Origin of the sequence: Methylobacterium sp. EM32 (assembly GCF_040593685.1) — a bacterium.
Taxonomy (GTDB): Bacteria; Pseudomonadota; Alphaproteobacteria; order Rhizobiales; family Beijerinckiaceae; genus Methylobacterium.
Genome location: NZ_JBEXZS010000194.1, coordinates 122393 through 139192, shown reverse-complemented (window position 1 = coordinate 139192; position 16800 = coordinate 122393). Strand labels below are relative to the sequence as shown.

The following is a 16800-nucleotide window of genomic DNA, read 5'->3' as shown; positions in this document are numbered from 1 at the left end:
CCGTGTTGACGGGGCGGGAGGAGGCAGCAGGCGTCGCAGCCCGCTTGCTGGCCTTGGCGGAGCGGGTCGACGTTGGGCGGATTGCAACCAGCCCGCGTGGTCCCAAGCGCAAGGTCGTCAAGCCCTACGTGGCCGCGACCGTGGCGCGCGAGCATGTCGCCACCGCCAGGGTGCTCGAAAAGGCCAAGCTAATGGCTAAGAAAACACCTTAAAAGGCATGCCTCTCAGAGCCTGTTTGAGCGGTTGCGCCGATCGATATGCGTACAGGCCGACATCTCTCTGCGTCATTTCGGGGCTCGGCGAAGCCGGGAACCCGGGATCCATAACCGCTGACGCAGCCTGAAAGGGCGGGCAGCGTTCCGCTTCATCATGCACCGTCAGCGGTCATGGATCCCGGGTTCCGCTGCGCGGCCTCGGGATGACATCGAGGGTTTCAAGACGGTCGGCCAACTCAAGCCGGCTCGGAGGCGATCGGTATGACAGAGAGGAACCCCGATCGACCTGCCGTCGCCCGGTCGCGATCGTCGCTCCCGGCTTGCAGCCCCGTCCCGGATTGTCGTGATCTCGGCGATAAGTCTCCTGTAAGTCGGTGATTGGTGGTATTCTCGGATCTTGTGAATATTGCAAAATATTTCTCCGATCAGACTCCCGCAAGGACATCGCATGCCTGCCATGCCGACCCGCGCACCACTGCCGGCGCCGACTATATTGATCGCCGAATGCATTTCCCGGCGGGAGTCGACATTCCATAGGCAGAGAACAACTCTCGAAATATCGCCGTGTTGACGGATAATATATCTGAGAAATAACATCTTCCGATCACTCGGCGCTGGCGGTTCACTCCGGCACAGGGCGTGCGCGAGACGTGGCCGCCGCGCGAGTGGCTGGGGGGAGGTCTTGTGATGCCGCATCAACTCGACGGCAGCGAGAATCCACGGCGCATCGGCGTGATCGGCCGGCTCGGTCTCCATCCGCTGACGCGCCTGTCCGTGCCGACGCGCCGCGTCTTCGCCTATCTCGCCGTCCAGAGCGCGCCGGTGGAGCGCGCCCGCGTGGCCGCGGCGCTCTGGCCGGACCAGACCGACGAGGCGGCCCGCAGCAACCTGCGGCGGGCGATCTGGCAGGCGCCCCCGGGATGGGTGGTGGGGGAGGGCGGCGAGCTCTTGCTCGACGCGCAGGTCGACCTCGCGGCGGTGCGGGAGACCGCCGGCCGGGCGCTCGCCGGCGAGGCGATGACCTTCGCGGAGATCGAGGCGCTCTCGGTCGACCTGCTGCCCGGCTGGCACGAGGAATGGCTCCTGGCGATCCAGGACGGCTACCACCTGCTGCGCGTCCAGGCCCTGGAGGCGGCTTGCCGCACCCTGGTCCGCCTCGGGCGCTTCGCCCTGGCGACCCAGGCCGGCAACGCGGCGCTGGCGGCCGAGCCCTTGAACGAATCCGCCGCCGAGGCCCTGATCACCGCGCACCTGGCGCAGCGCAACCGCTACAAGGCCGTGCAGTGCTTCAAGGCGCTGGCCTCCCGCCTCGACCGTGAGCTCGGCGTCGCGCCCGACCCCGCCCTCGCCGCCCAGATCGGCCTTCAGATCGGTCTCCAAACCGGCCACCAAGCCGGCACCCTGGAGGCGCCGCCGCGCTGAGGCGCGAACGCCGCGCAAACGCCCGGGCGACGCCCCGCGCCTTCCCCGCCGCCACGCGGGCGGGACGGCGGCGCCACGGCGCCCATGGTCCACTCCCGGTCGAGCCACCGATCCGAGGAGCCGGGAGATGGTGTCGCTGGACGTGCCGGAGCGCGCCTGGAGCGCGGCCGAACTCGAGACGCCGTTCGCCGAGACGTTCGTCGCCGCCGAGCCCCGCGGCGCGGCGGGCTCCGGCTTCGCCCCGAGCCCCGGCTTCGCCCCTTGGGCCGGGGGCGCCGGCCCCTTCGCCGAGGGCCCGGACGAGCGCCCGCAGGGCGAAGACGACAGGCAGCGGGCGGCGTTCCTATCGGAGATCCGCGACGAGGACTTCGCCGAGGCGGTGGCCCTGCTGGCGGAAGAGACCGAGCAGGCGATCGCCGACCGCTTCACCGGCGAGACCGCCGGCAACGCCCTCGACCGCGAGCGGTTCGGCGAGGCGCAGCTCGCCGGCCTGCGCTACGAGGCGGTCCGCTACCTGGAGGAGCTGGAGCGGGGCCTCGCCGGCCAGGATCTGCCGGGCCTCCCCGCCGAGCAGCTGGAGGCGATCCTCGACCGGCTCGAACCCGCCCGCGGCGACCTCACGCCGGCCGGCGAGAACTTCCTCGGCGGCATCATCCGCAAGGCGCGCAAGGCGGTCGGCTTCGTGGTCAACGCCGCCAAGACCGTCGCGACGGCGCCGCTCAAGCTGCTCGGCCCCGTCCTCACGCGCCTCAAGGCCCTGGTCGCGCCGCTCCTGAAGCGCGTCCTGTCCTTCGCCATCGGGCGGCTGCCGGCGCCGCTGCGACCGGCCGCCCGCCAGCTCGCCCAGCGCCTGAAGCTGGAGGCCGAGACCGGCGAGGCGGAGGGCGGTCCCCTCCCGGCCGCCCTCACCGACCTTCCGGCCCTGGCCGAGGAGTTCGACGAAGCCCTGGCGGAGGCCCTCGACGCCGACCCGGAAGCGGAGTTCGCCGGCGAGATGACCGAGGCCGAGGACGCCCACGACTGGCCGGATGGGCGCCGCCTCGAGGCCCTGGCCGAGGCCCGCGGGGCGCTGCTCGACAGCCTGGCCGGCGCCGGCGAGGACGAGGATCTCGCGCCGGCGATCGAGCAGTTCGTGCCCGTCCTCCTCGGCGCGCTCAAGCTCGGCATCTCCGTCGTCGGCCGCCAGCGCGTCGTCAACTTCCTGGCGAAGTATATCGCCCAGCTGATCGGCCGCTGGGTCGGGCCGCAACTGTCGAAGCCGCTCTCCGACGCGATCGTCGATGCCGGCTTGAAGCTCGTGATGCTGGAGGCCGAGGGCCCCGACGGGCAGACCTCCGGGGAATCCGGGCGGGATCCGGCGCACGCCGCCCTGGCGGGGCTCGTCGAGGACACGGTCCGGACCTTCGCGGAGAATGAGGACTACATTTTCGAGGACGAGGGCCTGATGCAGCTCGCCGCCGCGGAGGCCTTCGCGGGCGCCGTCGCGACCCATTTCCCGCCGACGCTGGTGCGGCCGGCCCTGCGGCAGGCGCCCTCCCTCGGCGGCGCCTTCCTCGGCCGGCGCCTGCGCACGCCGCGCCCGGTCCTCACCTACAGCCGCGTGCCGGAGGTCACGATCACGTCCCAGATCGCCGACGCGCTGCCGGCCTTCGGCGGCACGACGCTCGGCGCTACCTTGCGGGCCGCGGGCGTGAGCCTGCCGATCACGGCGCGCCTCCACCTCCACCAGGCGATGGTCGGCACGAGCCTGTCGCGGCTCGCCCGGCGCGGGCGCGGGGTCCGGGGAGGCGGGGCCTTGGGCCTCGCGGCGATCCAGCCGCTGACGAAGGCCGCGGCGGGCCTGCTCCTGCGCGAGCCGGGCCTCGGCGTCGACGTGCCGGCAGCCTTCCTGCACTCGCGCCACCGGATCGCGGCGGGGCAGCGCGTCTACCGCATCGAGCCGCTCGGCGCCGCGGCGGTGCAATCCCTCGCGGCGGCCCCCGGCCGGACCGGGGCGCCGGCGCCGAGCCGCTTCGCGATGCGCCTCGACCGGGCGCGGCGCGCGATCACCGTCCGCTATTTCCTGTCGGAGCCGCAGGCGCAGGGCCTGGCGCAGGCGGTCCGCGCCGGCGGATCGGCCGCGCTGATGCAGGCCCTCACCGAACTGATGGGGGGCCTGCGCCGGCACGGCGCCGCCTGCCCGACCTGCCGGACCGGCGAGCTGGAGGCCGAGGGGTTCGACACCGAGGAGTTCGCCTTCGGCCCCCGGGCGCTCCGGCAGGCCCTGCGCCACCGCCTGGCCCGCCAGGTCCGCCGCTGGCTGCTGCCGGCCCTCGCCCGCTGGGTGCGCGACCACGCCGAGGCCTTTTTGCGCGCGGCCCAGCATCCGGCCTCCGGGGTGACGATCCGCGCCGAGCTGACCGCGGTGCCGGGCCTGTCGCTCCTCGACGACCCGCGCGGGGCGCTCACGCCGGGCCAGGCCGCCTCGGCCTTCCGCGGCACGCCGTCCATCGCCATCGCGGTCGTGCCCGGGCGGGCCGCGTGATGCCGGCGCCCGCCTCCCTCCCGGCCCAGCGCCTCGCTGCGGTTCGGCGCCATGCCGCTTCCCGGCGCCTCGCCGCCGACCTCGAGCGGCAGGCCGCGCACTGGCTTGCGGCGGCGCGGACCTTTCGCGACGCCGGAGAATTCGCCGCGCTCGAGGCCTGGCGGGCGGTGGAGCGCGACACCGGCGCGCCGTTGCGCCGCGAGATGAACGCCGCCGTCGAGGACCTGATCCGGTTCGGTGAATCGACCCTGCTGCTGATCCGCGCGGCGCAGCGCGATCCGGCGCGGCTCGCCGAGGCCGCAGCGGCGGTCCAGCGCTTCCGCAGCCGCTACGTCCAGGTCGACACCACCCTCGACTTCCTCGGCGACGCGGTCAACTCGCGCACCAGCCCGCGCCTGCGTGCCGCCCTCGGCCGGCTCGACGACCTCGCGGTCATGAGCATGGCGCCGGTGCTGGAGGCCGCCGGCAAGCCGTGCCCGCGGGTGCTGGTCTACCAGGACAAGGGCACCGGCGCCTCGATCCTGCGGGCCGGCGTGCGGCTCTGGGCGCCCGGCGCGGTGATGCCGGTGGCGGCGATCAAGATCGTCCGGCACAACCTCTACCGGCCGACCTCCCTGTTCCACGAGACCGGCCACCAGGTCGCCTTCCTCACCGGCTGGACCGCTGCGATGGAGCGGGCGATCGCCGCGGCCCTCGCGGACGATCCCGCTTTGCGGACGATGTGGGTCCCCTGGGCCTCCGAGATCGCGGCGGACGTCTACGCCTTCCTGTGGACCGGCTACGCCTCGGTCGCGGCGCTCTACGACGTCGTCGGCGACGCGCGCACGATCCTCACCTGGCCGATGGGCGATCCTCACCCGGTCGGCTGGCTGCGCACCCTGCTGGGCTGCGCCTTCGCCCGGCTGTGCTTCGGCCCCGAGGGGCCCTGGGCCGACCTGGAGGAGGCGATGACGGCGCGGTTTCCCGCCCGCCGGGCCAGCCCGACCCTGGCACCGCTGCTCGCGCGCTCGCGCGCGGCCCTGCCGGGGATCGCCCGCGCCTGCCTCGACGCGCCGGTCCCGGCTTTGGGCGGCCGGCCGATGTGGGCGCTGCTCGACCCGGCCCGCACGGCGCCGGGCGCGCTCGCCGAGCTGGAGCGGATCGCCGGCCCCGCCCTGTGGGGCTCGCCGCACTGGTTCCGCTCAGACGGCATCCGCATCGTCGCGCTGGCGGGGCTGCGCGAGGCGGAGAAACCCGAGACCGCCTCGCTCTGGATCGAGCGGGCCCGCGACTGGCTCACCGGCGCCGCGCTCGCGGCCTGACGGAGGTTCCACCATGGCACCCAGGCAATCCTCCTCCCCGGATCCGTCGCCGGATCCAGACGGGGCGCTCGCCACCGCCGCCCCGGCGGAAGCCGAGACCGTCTCGCAGATCCGTGCGACGGTCGATTCGCTCTGCGTCCAGGTCGCGCAGCTGCGCGAGCTGAACGCCCTGGAGCACGTCGTGGCGAACGGGCTGCAGAACCTCTCCGCCCTGATCGAGCCGCTGCGCGACCTCGCCCCCCGGCGGGTGCCGATGCCGCCGCGGACGCTGCACCGCCTCGCCGCGCTGCGCCGCGCGCTCGACCGCGTGGAGTGGGACGACGTCGAGCCGCCCGGGCAAGGCCGGCCCGGGAGCCTGCGCCCCTACGATCCCTCGAGCCGGTCGGGGACGACGCTATGATCCAGCAGCTCATCAAGCGCCTCGTCGATGCGGGCCAGAGCCCGATCGCCGCGGCGAACGCCGTGCTCGGCGCCGATCCGCTCGACCTCCTGCTCCACGCCGAGCAGGTCTGGGAGGCCTACCTGGTTTCCCGCGGCAGCGCCGCCGCCGGCCCGGCGCGGCGACAATTGTCGAGCTTGAGCGCCTTCAACGCCTTCATTCCCGCCGACAGCCCGGCCTGGGACCATCTCGGCTACAGCTACGTGCTGGAGAACAGCCGGGTGATTCAGATCCTGTACCGCGTCCTGCGCGAGTACCGGTCGGGGGAAGGCCTCGGTATCCCGTCCCCGGCGACGCAGCGCTGGCTCCTGGCGACCGAGACGCTGCTGTTTAACGCCGCCAACCCGATCGCGGCCTGGCTCGCGACGAGCACGGTCCGGCCGGACGCCGAGGCGGTGCGGCGCAACGCCTATTGGCGCCTGTTCGGCCTCGATCTCGCCTTCGGCACCGAAGACAACCGGCCCCCGAGCTACGTCAAGGCGACCGCCGCCAATACCAGCTTCGTGCGGCTGTTCGAGGAATTGCTGTTCGAGGTCTGGCAGGCGATCAGCAACGTCCGCAACACCTCCGGCGTCAACGCCTCGGACGACGACCGCATCTTCCGCATCGCGCAGGAGCTGAAATTCATCCTGAGCTCGCGGCGCCAGGACCTCAACCTCGACCGCGAGGAACTCGCCGCCGCCACGGCCCTCGGGTGGGCCGAGCTGTCGCTGAGCTTCGACACGCCGGTCGTCGTCGACCTCAAGGCGCAGGCGACGAGCGCGGCCGACCGCCTGCGCCTCATCGGCGAGCGCGTCGGGCTGCCGGCGCACAGCCGCAGCGCCGCCCTGCTATCGATGAGCGGCGACCTGTCGGTGGTCCTGCGCGCCCTCGAGGGCGGCCTCGTCGACGAGCCGACCCGGTCCTGGGTCCTCTACCTCGAGTCCCAGCCGCCCGGCGCGCCTCCCGGATCGCCGGCCCCTCTCGGCAAGGAATCCCGGCGCGTCATCACCGAATGGGCGGCGGCGACGGGCAAGGACCTCAAGGCGCGGGCACGGCCGATCGAGATCAAGCGCCAGCCCGCCCTCGCGATCGCCTGATCCCGCCCCGCGCGGCGGCGTCACGGAGCATGGCCATGCCGAAGCTCGACACATCCTCGACGCTCGACGGTTTCGGCCTCGAGCTGCCCTATCTCGACGCTCCCCGGGAGGCTGCGCGCGGCGACGCGGCGGCTTGGTCGGGCGAAGCGGGGGCTTGGCCGGGCGAAGCGCGGGCTTGGCCCGACGAGGCGGCGGTCGCGTCCGGCTGGTCGGCCGGGGCCTGGGAATCGCCCTATGCGGGCGAGGAGGCCACCCACGACGAGGCATCCGCCTTCGAGGGCGGCGCAGGCGGGGCGCTCGACATCGCCGCCTTCCTCGCCGGACCGACCCTGCGCCGGGGCCATCGCGGCCGCCTGGTCGCGACCCTGCAGCACCTGCTGCGCCGCACCGGCGCGGCGTTGAGCGTCGACGGGTCGTTCGGCCGGGGGACGATGGAGGCCCTGCGCGCGTTCCAGGCCGGCCGCGGCCTGCGGGCCGACGGGGTCGCGGGCCCGCGCACCCGGGCGGCGCTCGCCGCGTCGGGCGGTGCGCCGGCCGCGCCCTTGCCGCCCACACCACTGCCACCCATGCCCCCGTCGCCGGTGGTGTCCGGCGCGCAGCGCCTCGTCGTCGACAAGCTCCCGCTGCTGTCCGCCCATCGCGGCACCGGCCCCGACCTCGTCCTGCGCTGGACCGGCCTCACCGGCCCGGGCGAGGCCACCGTGGTAGTGCATTTCCACGGCTATTCGGGCCGCGCGGCCGCGATGCGCATCGATCGCGACAAGGAGCGCGACAGCGGCCTCGACTTCGCCGATCCGGCCGATCCCCGCACCACCGGGCGCACCGCACCGACGGTCGCGATCCTGCCCCGCGGCAACTTCTTCGGCGGCCGGAGCGGGAGCGGCTACGACTTCCCGGCCCTCGTCGCCAAGGGCGCGCTGCGGGCGCTCGTTGCCGACGCGCTCGCGCGGGTCTCGCGCCAGGTCGGCGCGGAGATCCGCCCGGGCCGCCTCATCGTCACCGGTCACTCGGGGGGCGGTGCGCCGATCAACGCGGTCCTCGCCCATCTCGACCCGGACGAGGTCCAGGTCTTCGACGGCACCTACGGCGCGACCGAGAACCTGAAGGCCTGGGCGGCGCGGCGGATCGCCAGGGCGCAAGGGACGGCGCGGGCGACGGCACAAGAGACGACCCTGCCGGCCCTGCGCGTCCTCTACCGGCCCGGGAGCGGCACCGCGGCGAACGCGCTCGGCGTGCACGACGCTCTGTGCCGCGCCCTCGCCTCCGCCCCGGAAGCGCTGCGGCGGCGTTTCCGGGTCGATGCCACGAGCGTCGCGCATAACGACATCCCGCGCCGCTTCGGCTGGCGCCTCCTCGCCGATGCCGGGGCCGACCTGCCGGGGGCGAGGAGCCAGAGCTGCCCGGGCGCCGGCGCGGACGAGGCCTCGCCCGACTGGCACTCCCCCGCCACGGCGCGGGAGGAGGCGCTGCATGACCCGGATTTTTCGGGCCGGACGGGCTTCGCCGGATACGCCCCGAACGCGTCGGACCTCGACACGGCCGGCGAGGCCGGGGACCTCGCCGGCGAGGAGCTCGCCTGGCTCGATTACGAGGAGGCGTCCGAGGATCACGAAGCTGAGCCGGGCCCGGGCGAGCCGTTCGAGCAGGGATACGAGCACGAGGACGAGTTGGGAGAGTGGCGGGAATACGGGGAGGGCTACGCCGGGGACGAGGCCCGGGACGCCGGTGAGGAGTTCGGCCAGGAGTTCAGCCAAGAGTTCGGCCAGGAGTTCGGCCAGGAGTTCGGCCGAGAGTTCGGAGAGGCCTTCGAGCACGACTTGGCCTTCGCCCCGGCATGGGAGAGCGGCGTCGCGGCCGAGGACGAATTCGATACCGCCGGCGAGGCGTTCGGCGGCACCGCCCTCGACTCCCTGGAAGCGCTCCTCGAATCGGAGGCCGGCCCGGGCAGCGGCCTCGCCGACGAGCTGAAGGGGATCGCGGCCTTCGTGCTCGGGCCGGAGCTGCGCCAGGGCTCCCAGGGCGCCGCGGTGGCCACCCTGCAGCGCCTCCTCGCCCGGCTCGGCGCCGATCTCGCGGTGGACGGTGCGTTCGGCCGCAACACCGAGCGGGCGGTGCGCGCCTTCCAGTCGCGCTCTGCCCTTCCGGATACCGGCATCGTCGACCGCGCCACGAAGGCGGCGATCGCCGCGGCGCTCGCCCGGGGCGGGGCGGCGCCGGTCGCCCCTCCCGTCGCCCCTCCGGTCGCCGGCGACGACCTCGGCCGGAGGGCTGCCCGCATCGCCGAGGAGGAGTACCGCGTCTGGAACCCGCCGCAGGGCCGGCTGACCGAGACCCAGCCGGCCGCGACGCCGATCCTGCAGCTCTATTACCGGGAGGGCGTACGGCGCGAGGTCAGCGCCGCCGACCTCCAGAACGCGGCCTGGCAGAACGGCCATCCCTGGAGCGCGGTGTTCATTTCCTACGTGATGCGCAAGGCCGGCGCCGGCGCCGCCTTCCGCTACTCGGCGGCGCATCAGACCTACATCGTGGCCGCCAAGACCAACCGCCTGACCGGCAACGCGGCGAGCCCGTTCTGGGCCTATCGTCCCGACGAGGTCGTACCGGAGATCGGCGACCTGATCTGCCGGTCGCGCCAGGGCAGCGGGGCGACGTACGATTCCATCTCGGATGGCCGGACCTACGCGACGCATTCGGACGTCGTGACGGCGATCCGCCCCGGCGAGATCCGGGTCGTCGGCGGCAACGTGCACCAGAACGTCGATGCCAAGACCGTCCGGACGCGGCCCGACGGCCGGGTCGCCCTCGACGGCGCCCAGGGCGTCATCTTCGCCGTGGTGCGCTGCCGCGGCGCCTGGGGCGGCCCGTTCGCCTCGCCGCCCTCGCCGACGCCCGCACCTGCGCCGGTCCCCGCGCCTTCGGTGGCGACGAAGCTGTCGCCGCGGGATTTCGTCCAGGCCTACGCCGCCGCGGCGCGGGCGAGCGAGGCGGCGAGCCGGGTGCCGGCCCTGGTCACCCTCGGCCAAGCCGCCCTCGAATCCGGCTGGGGCGCGCATGCCCCGCGCTTCAACTTCTTCGGCATCAAGGCCAAGGCGAGCGATCCGCCCGAGACCCGGCAATTGCTGCGCACGCGCGAGGTCTTCCGGGACAGGAACCACAGGTTCCCGGAGATCATCTCGATCACGCAGCGGCCGGACGGCGCCTACGACTACATCGTCCGGGACTGGTTTCGCGCCTATCCGAGCGCCCAGGAGGCGTTCCTGGCGCACGGCCAGTTCCTGGCGCGCACCAAGCGCTACGCCAAGGCCTTCCTCACGAGCGATCCCTACGCCTTCGCCTCCGCCGTCGCCGCTGCTGGCTACGCCACCGATCCGTCCTACGCGACGACGCTGCACGGGGTCATGCGCAAGGTGGAAGCCGCCGGGGGTGCGCGATGACGCGCCACCACGCGCTCGGGCGTCGTGCCGCTCGCGACGGGAAATCGGCTGTGATGGTCTTCGGCATGGGGAACTCCGGCGTGCCTAGAGAGCTCCGCGATTGCAACGCGATCGTGAAGCGCTCTCGTTCGACGTGACCATGCGAGCCTCCCAGGCGAATGCTGTCGGCGGGCGTTGCGAGATCTCGTAGCCGTCGGTGATCGCGTGTGGATGGTGTGCCTCACGACGAATCGTTATGTGGTGCGGTGGCGCACGACGACCATCGAATCGTCAGATCACCTCGTAAGCGAAGAACACCGCGATACCCGTGATGGTGACGAGACCAATCAGGAACAGGTTGTCGGCGATTTGCTCGCACAGGCGTGCGAGCCTCGGCCGCCTCTCCATGCGGACCGCGATGTAGGACGTGACAGCGCTGAACAGGAAGAGCACGGCCGCGACGCCGGCGTATTGATCCACCTGGCTCGGACCGCCATGCGTCTCGAACAGTTTCACAAGCCCGATCAGCGTCGTGCTGATTCCGATCATTGTGCTGGCGGTCGGAAGGATATGCCGGGGAGGTTCGCTGACCTTTGCCGTCGCCTTAGGCTGATCCAGCATTCTGCAGCGCTCCCTTGCTCCGATGAAGTATTCCACGGCTTCTGCGTAAGAGCCAACGCGAGATAAGCCTCCCTTGGAGGTCGGTGCGCGGCGTGCCGGGATAGCAGCGTGCGGCCACCCCCATGATCACCGAGCCGACCTGGCGATCACGAACCTGGGCCATGCCAGAGGCCTGCTCCCAGATCGAAGCGGGCGGGGTTGGGTCGACGGTTTGGGGCGGATCGAGTGCCGCATCGCAACGGGCAGGACGCGTGCAAAATCTCGCGCCGACCCGGAATTTTCCGGCGTCGACAGTCCGAATGCCGCCGTTTCGGGGGAGGCTTGTCCGAGCCGTTTCGCCCTGACGTGTCAGGGCGGCGGGGCTTGCGCGCGGCCCGCCGCACAACCCCGTCGACTGCGCCGTGCCCCACGACCGGGAGCCCGCCGTGAACGACAACCGGAACCTCGCGCCGCGGCGCGCCACGAACAGCATCGTGACCGCCGGGGGGCCGATCGGCCCGGGATTCGACGGGAGGAGGGGCATCGCCGCGCAAGCATTGTCCGACGAAGCGGAAGCGGGTTGGCTGATCGAGGAGTCTCAGCCGCGCTGAACCTTCGCTCTACGCCAGTGTCGTGGACCGTGTCGCACGGCGACCGTAAGGGGCTCGCGACGTCGCCATGGTGGCCGTGGAGGCTGCAGCGCTCGCATCGAGCCCGGCTGCGACCGCAACAGGCGGCCCCATCTCGCGCGGGGGCGCCATCGCTACGGTTGAGTTTTCGGCAGAAATTTGACGCTTTTCTGCTCTCTAATCGACGGCTTATCATTGGCTCTTTGCTTTATATCCTATTCGTGATCAAAATTTGATCAATTTGCCTTCATTTGTCAGGTCGAATATTTCGCGTTGCAATGAACTTGCTCCGCATTGTCGCGACGACTCGCATTAACTAATCGTTAACCATGATCTGCTCAGTTAGTGCTCTAACAAGTTTGGGTCTCGAACCTCTCCACCCAGTCCCAGCCATCCAGAGAGACGATGGGCCCTTGCCTCTTCACGTCGGTGCGCAGCCTGCTCACGCTCCTCCTCGTCTGCGCATCCGGGCTGGGCGGCATGGCCGTCCTCACCGGCGCGGCGACGGATGGGCAGCCGGGACGTGGGCTCACTGCGCACCAGAGTGCGATCGTCCTGGCGGAGCGGCTCGAGAGCGCGCTGCTCGCCGTGAGCCAGGACGTGAGCATCGTCGCTGAGAGCCTGGCCATCCAGGGTGCTGACGCGGCAGCGACCGACGGCCTGCTGGCCAAGTGGCTGCAACTCCATCCGGATTATGCGGACGTCCTCTTCGCCGACCGGGCGGGACGCGTCCGGGCCACTGCCCGCGGGCGAATCGTCGGGTCCGACCTCTCCGGAAGCCCGTGGTTCGCCAAGGCTCTCGTCGGAGGCATCGTTGGCGAGGCGGCCGAGGGCAGCCGGGCCGGCGTCAGGCTTCCCCGCAATGTCATCGTGTCGGCCCCGGTCGGGGCGCAGCCGAGCCTGGGCGTCGTCGCCGTCCAGCTCACGCCGGAATGGGCCGACACCGTGGTCGCTGCGGCGCGACGGACCCTTCCCGAGGCCGGGCGCACTCTGTCCGTCACGGTCCTCAACGGCACCGGCCGGGCCCTGCACCGCTCCGGCCCTGAGACCGGCGGCCCGGAAGTCACGGCGCCCGTCGGCGGTCTGGAGCGCGGCGGGCCCGGGTGGCTGGTGGCGGTTCGCTCGCCCGACGCGCAAGCCGGAGCCGCCGGGCTCCCCCCGCTCCTCCTGCTGGCGGCCGCCATGGGGCTCGCCGGAGCCGCCGGCTGGGTCCTGGGCGGGCGGCTCACCCGGGCGATCGCCGACGCCGAAGCGCTCTGTCGCCGGGAGGAGACGCGCCGTCCGGTGGTGCGACCGGTGACGCGCGACCTCCTGCGGCTGACCGAGGCCCTGCGCGCCGCGATCGACCGGAGCGAGGGCTACGAGCGCCTGCTCCGGGAGAAGCGCATCGCGCTCGCCCGCAGCCAGGATCGCATCCGGGCCATCCGCACCCTGTCCGGCTCGACCTGCTGGGAGATCGACCGGTCGACGGGCCAGGTCGTCTGGACCGACGGCGACGGCGCGGCCGCGGGTTCGGTGCCGGAGCGCGCCTGCGCGCTCGGCGACGTCCTCGCCCATCTCCGGCCCGCGGACCGGGCCGCCCTCGAAGGCGCCCTCGATGCCGTCGCGGCGGAGCGCGGCAGCCTCCGCGACGTGATCGTGGCGACCCGCCCCGGGACCGGGCGGACCGCCGGACGCTGGCTGGCGTTCCGTGTCGCGACGCTCGGCGCCCCGGAGACCGCGAGGGTCTACGCGTTGAGCCGCGAGATCGCCGGTCATGCGCTGTCCGGCACACCCGCCGGACGTGTCGCGCACGGCCGGGAGGAGCGGGGCGACGGCCCGATGCGGCGGCTCGCCGAGACCAGTATCGAGCGCATCGACGATGATGTCGCAGCGTAGCTAACGATAAATTAACCATAAAATGGGACAAATTTTCCTATAACACGCGAAAACGCGTGACTTTCTGGGGGTCAGCGGTGTTGGACTGGTTGCCGAAATCTTCGGTTCTCTTGGGATTGCTCGCTCTGGAGCCGACGGCCAGCATCGCGGCCGACTGGTACACGGGCGTGGAACGGGAGGTCGACCGCGACGAGTGGATCGTCGCCGTCGATGCCGGCTCGACCGTGACCACGAACAACTCCGCCTTCGGCTCGCTCACGGCGACCATCGCGCCGGTCGACACCCTCCTGCAGAGCGGCCTGCGCGTGCGCCTCCAGGGCGTCGCCGGGACCTACTCCTATCCGGGCGCTGCGGTCCGCCAGACGGTCACCGGGGTCCAGCAGGAGGGCACGGTCCTGCTCGGCTACGAGTGGATCTGGCAGCAGGCGGCGCTCGCCGGCTACATCGGCATGAACGTGCGCAGCAACGAGCTGTCGATCCTCGATCCGGGCAATCCGGTCGTCGGGACCGGCCTCGGCGTCAAGGTCGCGGCGGACTTCTACGCCAACCCGACGGAGAACACGCTCGTCGCCGTCAACGCCTCCTACTCGACGCTGTTCAACGCCTATTACGCCCGCTTCCGCGCCGGCTTCGCCGTCGCGCCCGGGGTGTTCGTCGGCCCGGAAGGGACGCTGCTCGGCGACAACTTCTTCAACGGCTGGCGCGCGGGCGGCCATGTGACCGGTTTCGCGGTCGGGCCGATGAAGTTCTCCTTCGGGGCCGGCTATTCCTACGACCGGGTCCGCAAGGGCGGCTACTACACCAGCGTCGACGGCCGGATCGCGTTCTGACGCGGGCCGCGACAGCCCTCTCCCTCCACGCCCCCTCTCACGACCTTCCACCTCTCCCGGAGCGGCCGGATGCCCCCTTTCCTCGCGCGCGCCGCCTGGCTCGCCAGCGCCGCCCTGATCCTGCTGCTGCTGGCCCAGCCCCTCGGGCCGACCGTGCAGCTGGAGATGAGCCTCGGGGCGATCGTCCTGATGCTGCTGCTCTGGCCGCTGGCGAAGGGCCGGACCGGCCGGCTGACCTTCCTCGCCATCGGCAGCCTCGTCGTGCTGCGCTACATGTACTGGCGCGTGTCGAGCACGCTGCCGCCGGTCAGCGATCCCCTCGGCTTCGTCGCCGGCACGATCCTGCTCGGCGCCGAATTGTACTGCTTCTACATCCTGGCGATCAGCCTGGTGATCAACGCCGACCCGATCCGGCGCGGACCGGCGCCGCAGGACGAGGACGACGACCTGCCCACGGTCGACATCTTCGTGCCGAGCTACAACGAGGACCGGCACATCCTGGCGACGACGCTGGCGGCGGCGAAGTCCCTCGACTACCCGGCGGGCAAGCTCACCGTCTGGCTCCTCGACGACGGCGGGACGGACCAGAAATGCGCCGATTCCGACCCGCACAAGGCGGAAGAGGCGCGGGCGCGCCGCACGGTGCTGCAGGCCCTGTGCGCCGATCTCGGCGTCTCCTATCTCACCCGCGCGCGCAACCAGCACGCCAAGGCCGGAAACCTCAATAACGGCCTGCGCCACTCGGTCGGCAAGATCGTCGTGGTGCTCGATGCCGACCACGTGCCGTTCCGCTCGTTCCTGCGCGACACGATCGGCCATTTCGGCGCCGACCCGAAACTGTTCCTGGTCCAGACGCCGCACGCCTTCCTCAATCCCGACCCGATCGAGCGCAACCTCAAGACCTTCGACCGGATGCCGTCGGAGAACGAGATGTTCTACGCGGTGGGCCAGTGCGGGCTCGACAAGTGGAACGGCTCGTTCTTCTGCGGCTCGGCGGCCCTGCTGCGGCGCGCGGCGCTCGAGGAGGCGGGCGGGTTCTCCGGCATCACCATCACGGAGGATTGCGAGACCGCCTTCGAGCTGCATTCCCGCGGCTGGACCAGCATCTACGTCGACAAGCCGCTGATCGCCGGCCTCCAGCCCGAGACGCTGTCGGACTTCATCGGTCAGCGCTCGCGCTGGTGCCAGGGCATGATGCAGATCATGATCCTGAAGAACCCGCTCTTCAAGGGCGGCCTGAAGCCGCTGCAGCGGCTCTGCTACATGTCCAGCATGACGTTCTGGCTGTTTCCGCTGCCGCGACTGGTCTTCATGATTGCGCCGCTCCTCTACATCCTGTTCGACATGAAGATCGTCGTCGCCAACGTCGACGAGGCGATCGCCTACACCGCGACCTACATCGTGGTGAACCTGATGATGCAGAACTACCTGTATGGACGGGTGCGCTGGCCCTTCGTCTCGGAGCTGTACGAGTACGTCCAGGGCCTGTTCCTGATCAAGGCGACGGCCTCGGTCATCCTCGCGCCGCGCAAGCCGACGTTCAAGGTGACGGCCAAGAACATCACCCTCGACCACGACCAGCTGTCGCCCCTGGCGCTGCCCTACGTCATCGTCTTCGCGGTGCTGTTCGTCACGATGGGCATCTCGGCCTATCGGTACCTGTTCGAGCCCGGCGTGACCAACCTGATGCTGGTCGTCGGGATGTGGAACCTGTTCAACCTGATCACCGCGGGGGCCGCGCTCGGCGTCGCGGCCGAGCGGCGCCAGACCGAGGCCGCCCCCTCCCTGGCGGTCGACCGGCCCGGGGTGCTGAACCTCAACGGCATGGCCATCGACGTGACGGTCGAGCGCATCTCCAGCGCCCGCTGCCGGATCCGGATGGATGCCGTGGTTCCGATGCGCCGCAGCAGCGACGGGGCGCTCGGCAGCCTCTCCCTCGCGCCGCAGGCCGGCCTGCCGCTCCTGGGCCACGCCCCGGCGATCCCGGTGCGCGTCACCGGCATCGCGGGGGCGGGCGACGAGACGGTGTGCGAGCTGGTCTTCGAGACGATGACCCCCGGAAGCTACGTCGTGCTGGCCGACCTCATGTACGGCGACGCCGACGCGATGGTCCGCTTCCAGCAGCGCCGCCGCACCCACAAGGACATCCTCTCGGGCACGGTGCAGTTCGTCCTCTGGGGGCTCGTGGGACCCGTCCGGGCGCTCTCCTGCCTGATGGCGGGGCGCGCGGCGCGGATGGCCGAGGCGGGCGCGGCGCCAGCCCAGGCGGCGCCTTCGCGCCGCACGCCTCGCCCGAAGGCGGCGCAGGCGCCCGAGCCCGCGGCCTCGAGCTGGCGCCACCTCGTGACCGAGATCAAGCACGCCCCCGCCGCGACCGAGCGGGGACGGCGGTCGTCCGACCCGCTGACGCCCCAGGCCGGCAGCGCCGGCTGAGCCTTCCTCCGATCAGCTCACTCTTCCGGAATCCGAG

General features: G+C 71.8%; 11 protein-coding genes and 1 pseudogene. 11 read left to right on the top strand and 1 reads right to left on the bottom strand.

Annotation, left to right across the window (positions count from 1 at the left end; translation table 11 throughout):
* The 7 genes and pseudogenes from ABZT49_RS26040 to ABZT49_RS26010 all read left to right on the top strand — a co-directional run.
* A pseudogene (locus ABZT49_RS26040) lies at nt 1–212 on the top strand (hypothetical protein); the annotation flags it as partial.
* A gap of 690 nt (nt 213–902) precedes the next feature.
* A complete protein-coding gene (locus ABZT49_RS26035; protein ID WP_355290363.1) occupies nt 903–1637 on the top strand; it encodes a BTAD domain-containing putative transcriptional regulator in 735 nt (244 codons plus the stop codon).
* A gap of 127 nt (nt 1638–1764) precedes the next feature.
* The gene (locus ABZT49_RS26030; protein ID WP_355290361.1) at nt 1765–4161 is read left to right on the top strand and encodes a hypothetical protein; all 2397 of its coding nucleotides are present in this window, start codon (nt 1765–1767) and stop codon (nt 4159–4161) included.
* Entirely contained in the window at nt 4161–5462 is a 1302-nt protein-coding gene (locus tag ABZT49_RS26025) for a hypothetical protein (protein ID WP_355290360.1), read from the top strand. The genes ABZT49_RS26030 and ABZT49_RS26025 overlap by 1 nt, the downstream gene beginning before the upstream one ends.
* A 13-nt stretch (nt 5463–5475) precedes the next feature.
* Entirely contained in the window at nt 5476–5862 is a 387-nt protein-coding gene (locus tag ABZT49_RS26020) for a hypothetical protein (RefSeq protein WP_355290358.1), read from the top strand.
* Entirely contained in the window at nt 5859–6980 is a 1122-nt protein-coding gene (locus ABZT49_RS26015) for a hypothetical protein (RefSeq protein WP_355290357.1), read from the top strand. The genes ABZT49_RS26020 and ABZT49_RS26015 overlap by 4 nt, the downstream gene beginning before the upstream one ends.
* Nucleotides 6981–7015: 35 nt before the next feature.
* Nucleotides 7016–10414, top strand: a complete 3399-nt coding sequence (locus tag ABZT49_RS26010; RefSeq protein WP_355290355.1) for a DUF2272 domain-containing protein — start codon at nt 7016–7018, stop codon at nt 10412–10414.
* A gap of 270 nt (nt 10415–10684) precedes the next feature.
* On the opposite strand, the gene ABZT49_RS26005 is transcribed toward ABZT49_RS26010, so the two are convergent.
* Nucleotides 10685–11014, bottom strand: a complete 330-nt coding sequence (locus ABZT49_RS26005; RefSeq protein ID WP_355290353.1) for a hypothetical protein — start codon at nt 11012–11014, stop codon at nt 10685–10687.
* A gap of 425 nt (nt 11015–11439) precedes the next feature.
* Here ABZT49_RS26005 and ABZT49_RS26000 point away from each other — a divergent pair, with 425 nt between their 5' ends.
* The 4 genes from ABZT49_RS26000 (at nt 11440) to bcsA (ending at nt 16763) form a co-directional block, all read left to right on the top strand.
* Nucleotides 11440–11604: a hypothetical protein gene (locus ABZT49_RS26000; protein WP_355290351.1), complete on the top strand. Its 165-nt coding sequence runs from the start codon at nt 11440–11442 to the stop codon at nt 11602–11604.
* 423 nt (nt 11605–12027) lie between these two features.
* A complete protein-coding gene (locus tag ABZT49_RS25995) occupies nt 12028–13500 on the top strand; it encodes a hypothetical protein (RefSeq protein WP_355290350.1) in 1473 nt (490 codons plus the stop codon).
* A 110-nt stretch (nt 13501–13610) separates the two neighbouring features.
* Entirely contained in the window at nt 13611–14330 is a 720-nt protein-coding gene (bcsS, locus tag ABZT49_RS25990) for a cellulose biosynthesis protein BcsS (protein ID WP_355290348.1), read from the top strand.
* A 69-nt stretch (nt 14331–14399) separates the two neighbouring features.
* Nucleotides 14400–16763 (top strand): UDP-forming cellulose synthase catalytic subunit, encoded by a 2364-nt coding sequence (gene bcsA, locus ABZT49_RS25985; protein WP_355290346.1) that lies wholly within the window; start codon nt 14400–14402, stop codon nt 16761–16763.
* The last annotated feature ends 37 nt before the right edge of the window (nt 16764–16800 follow it).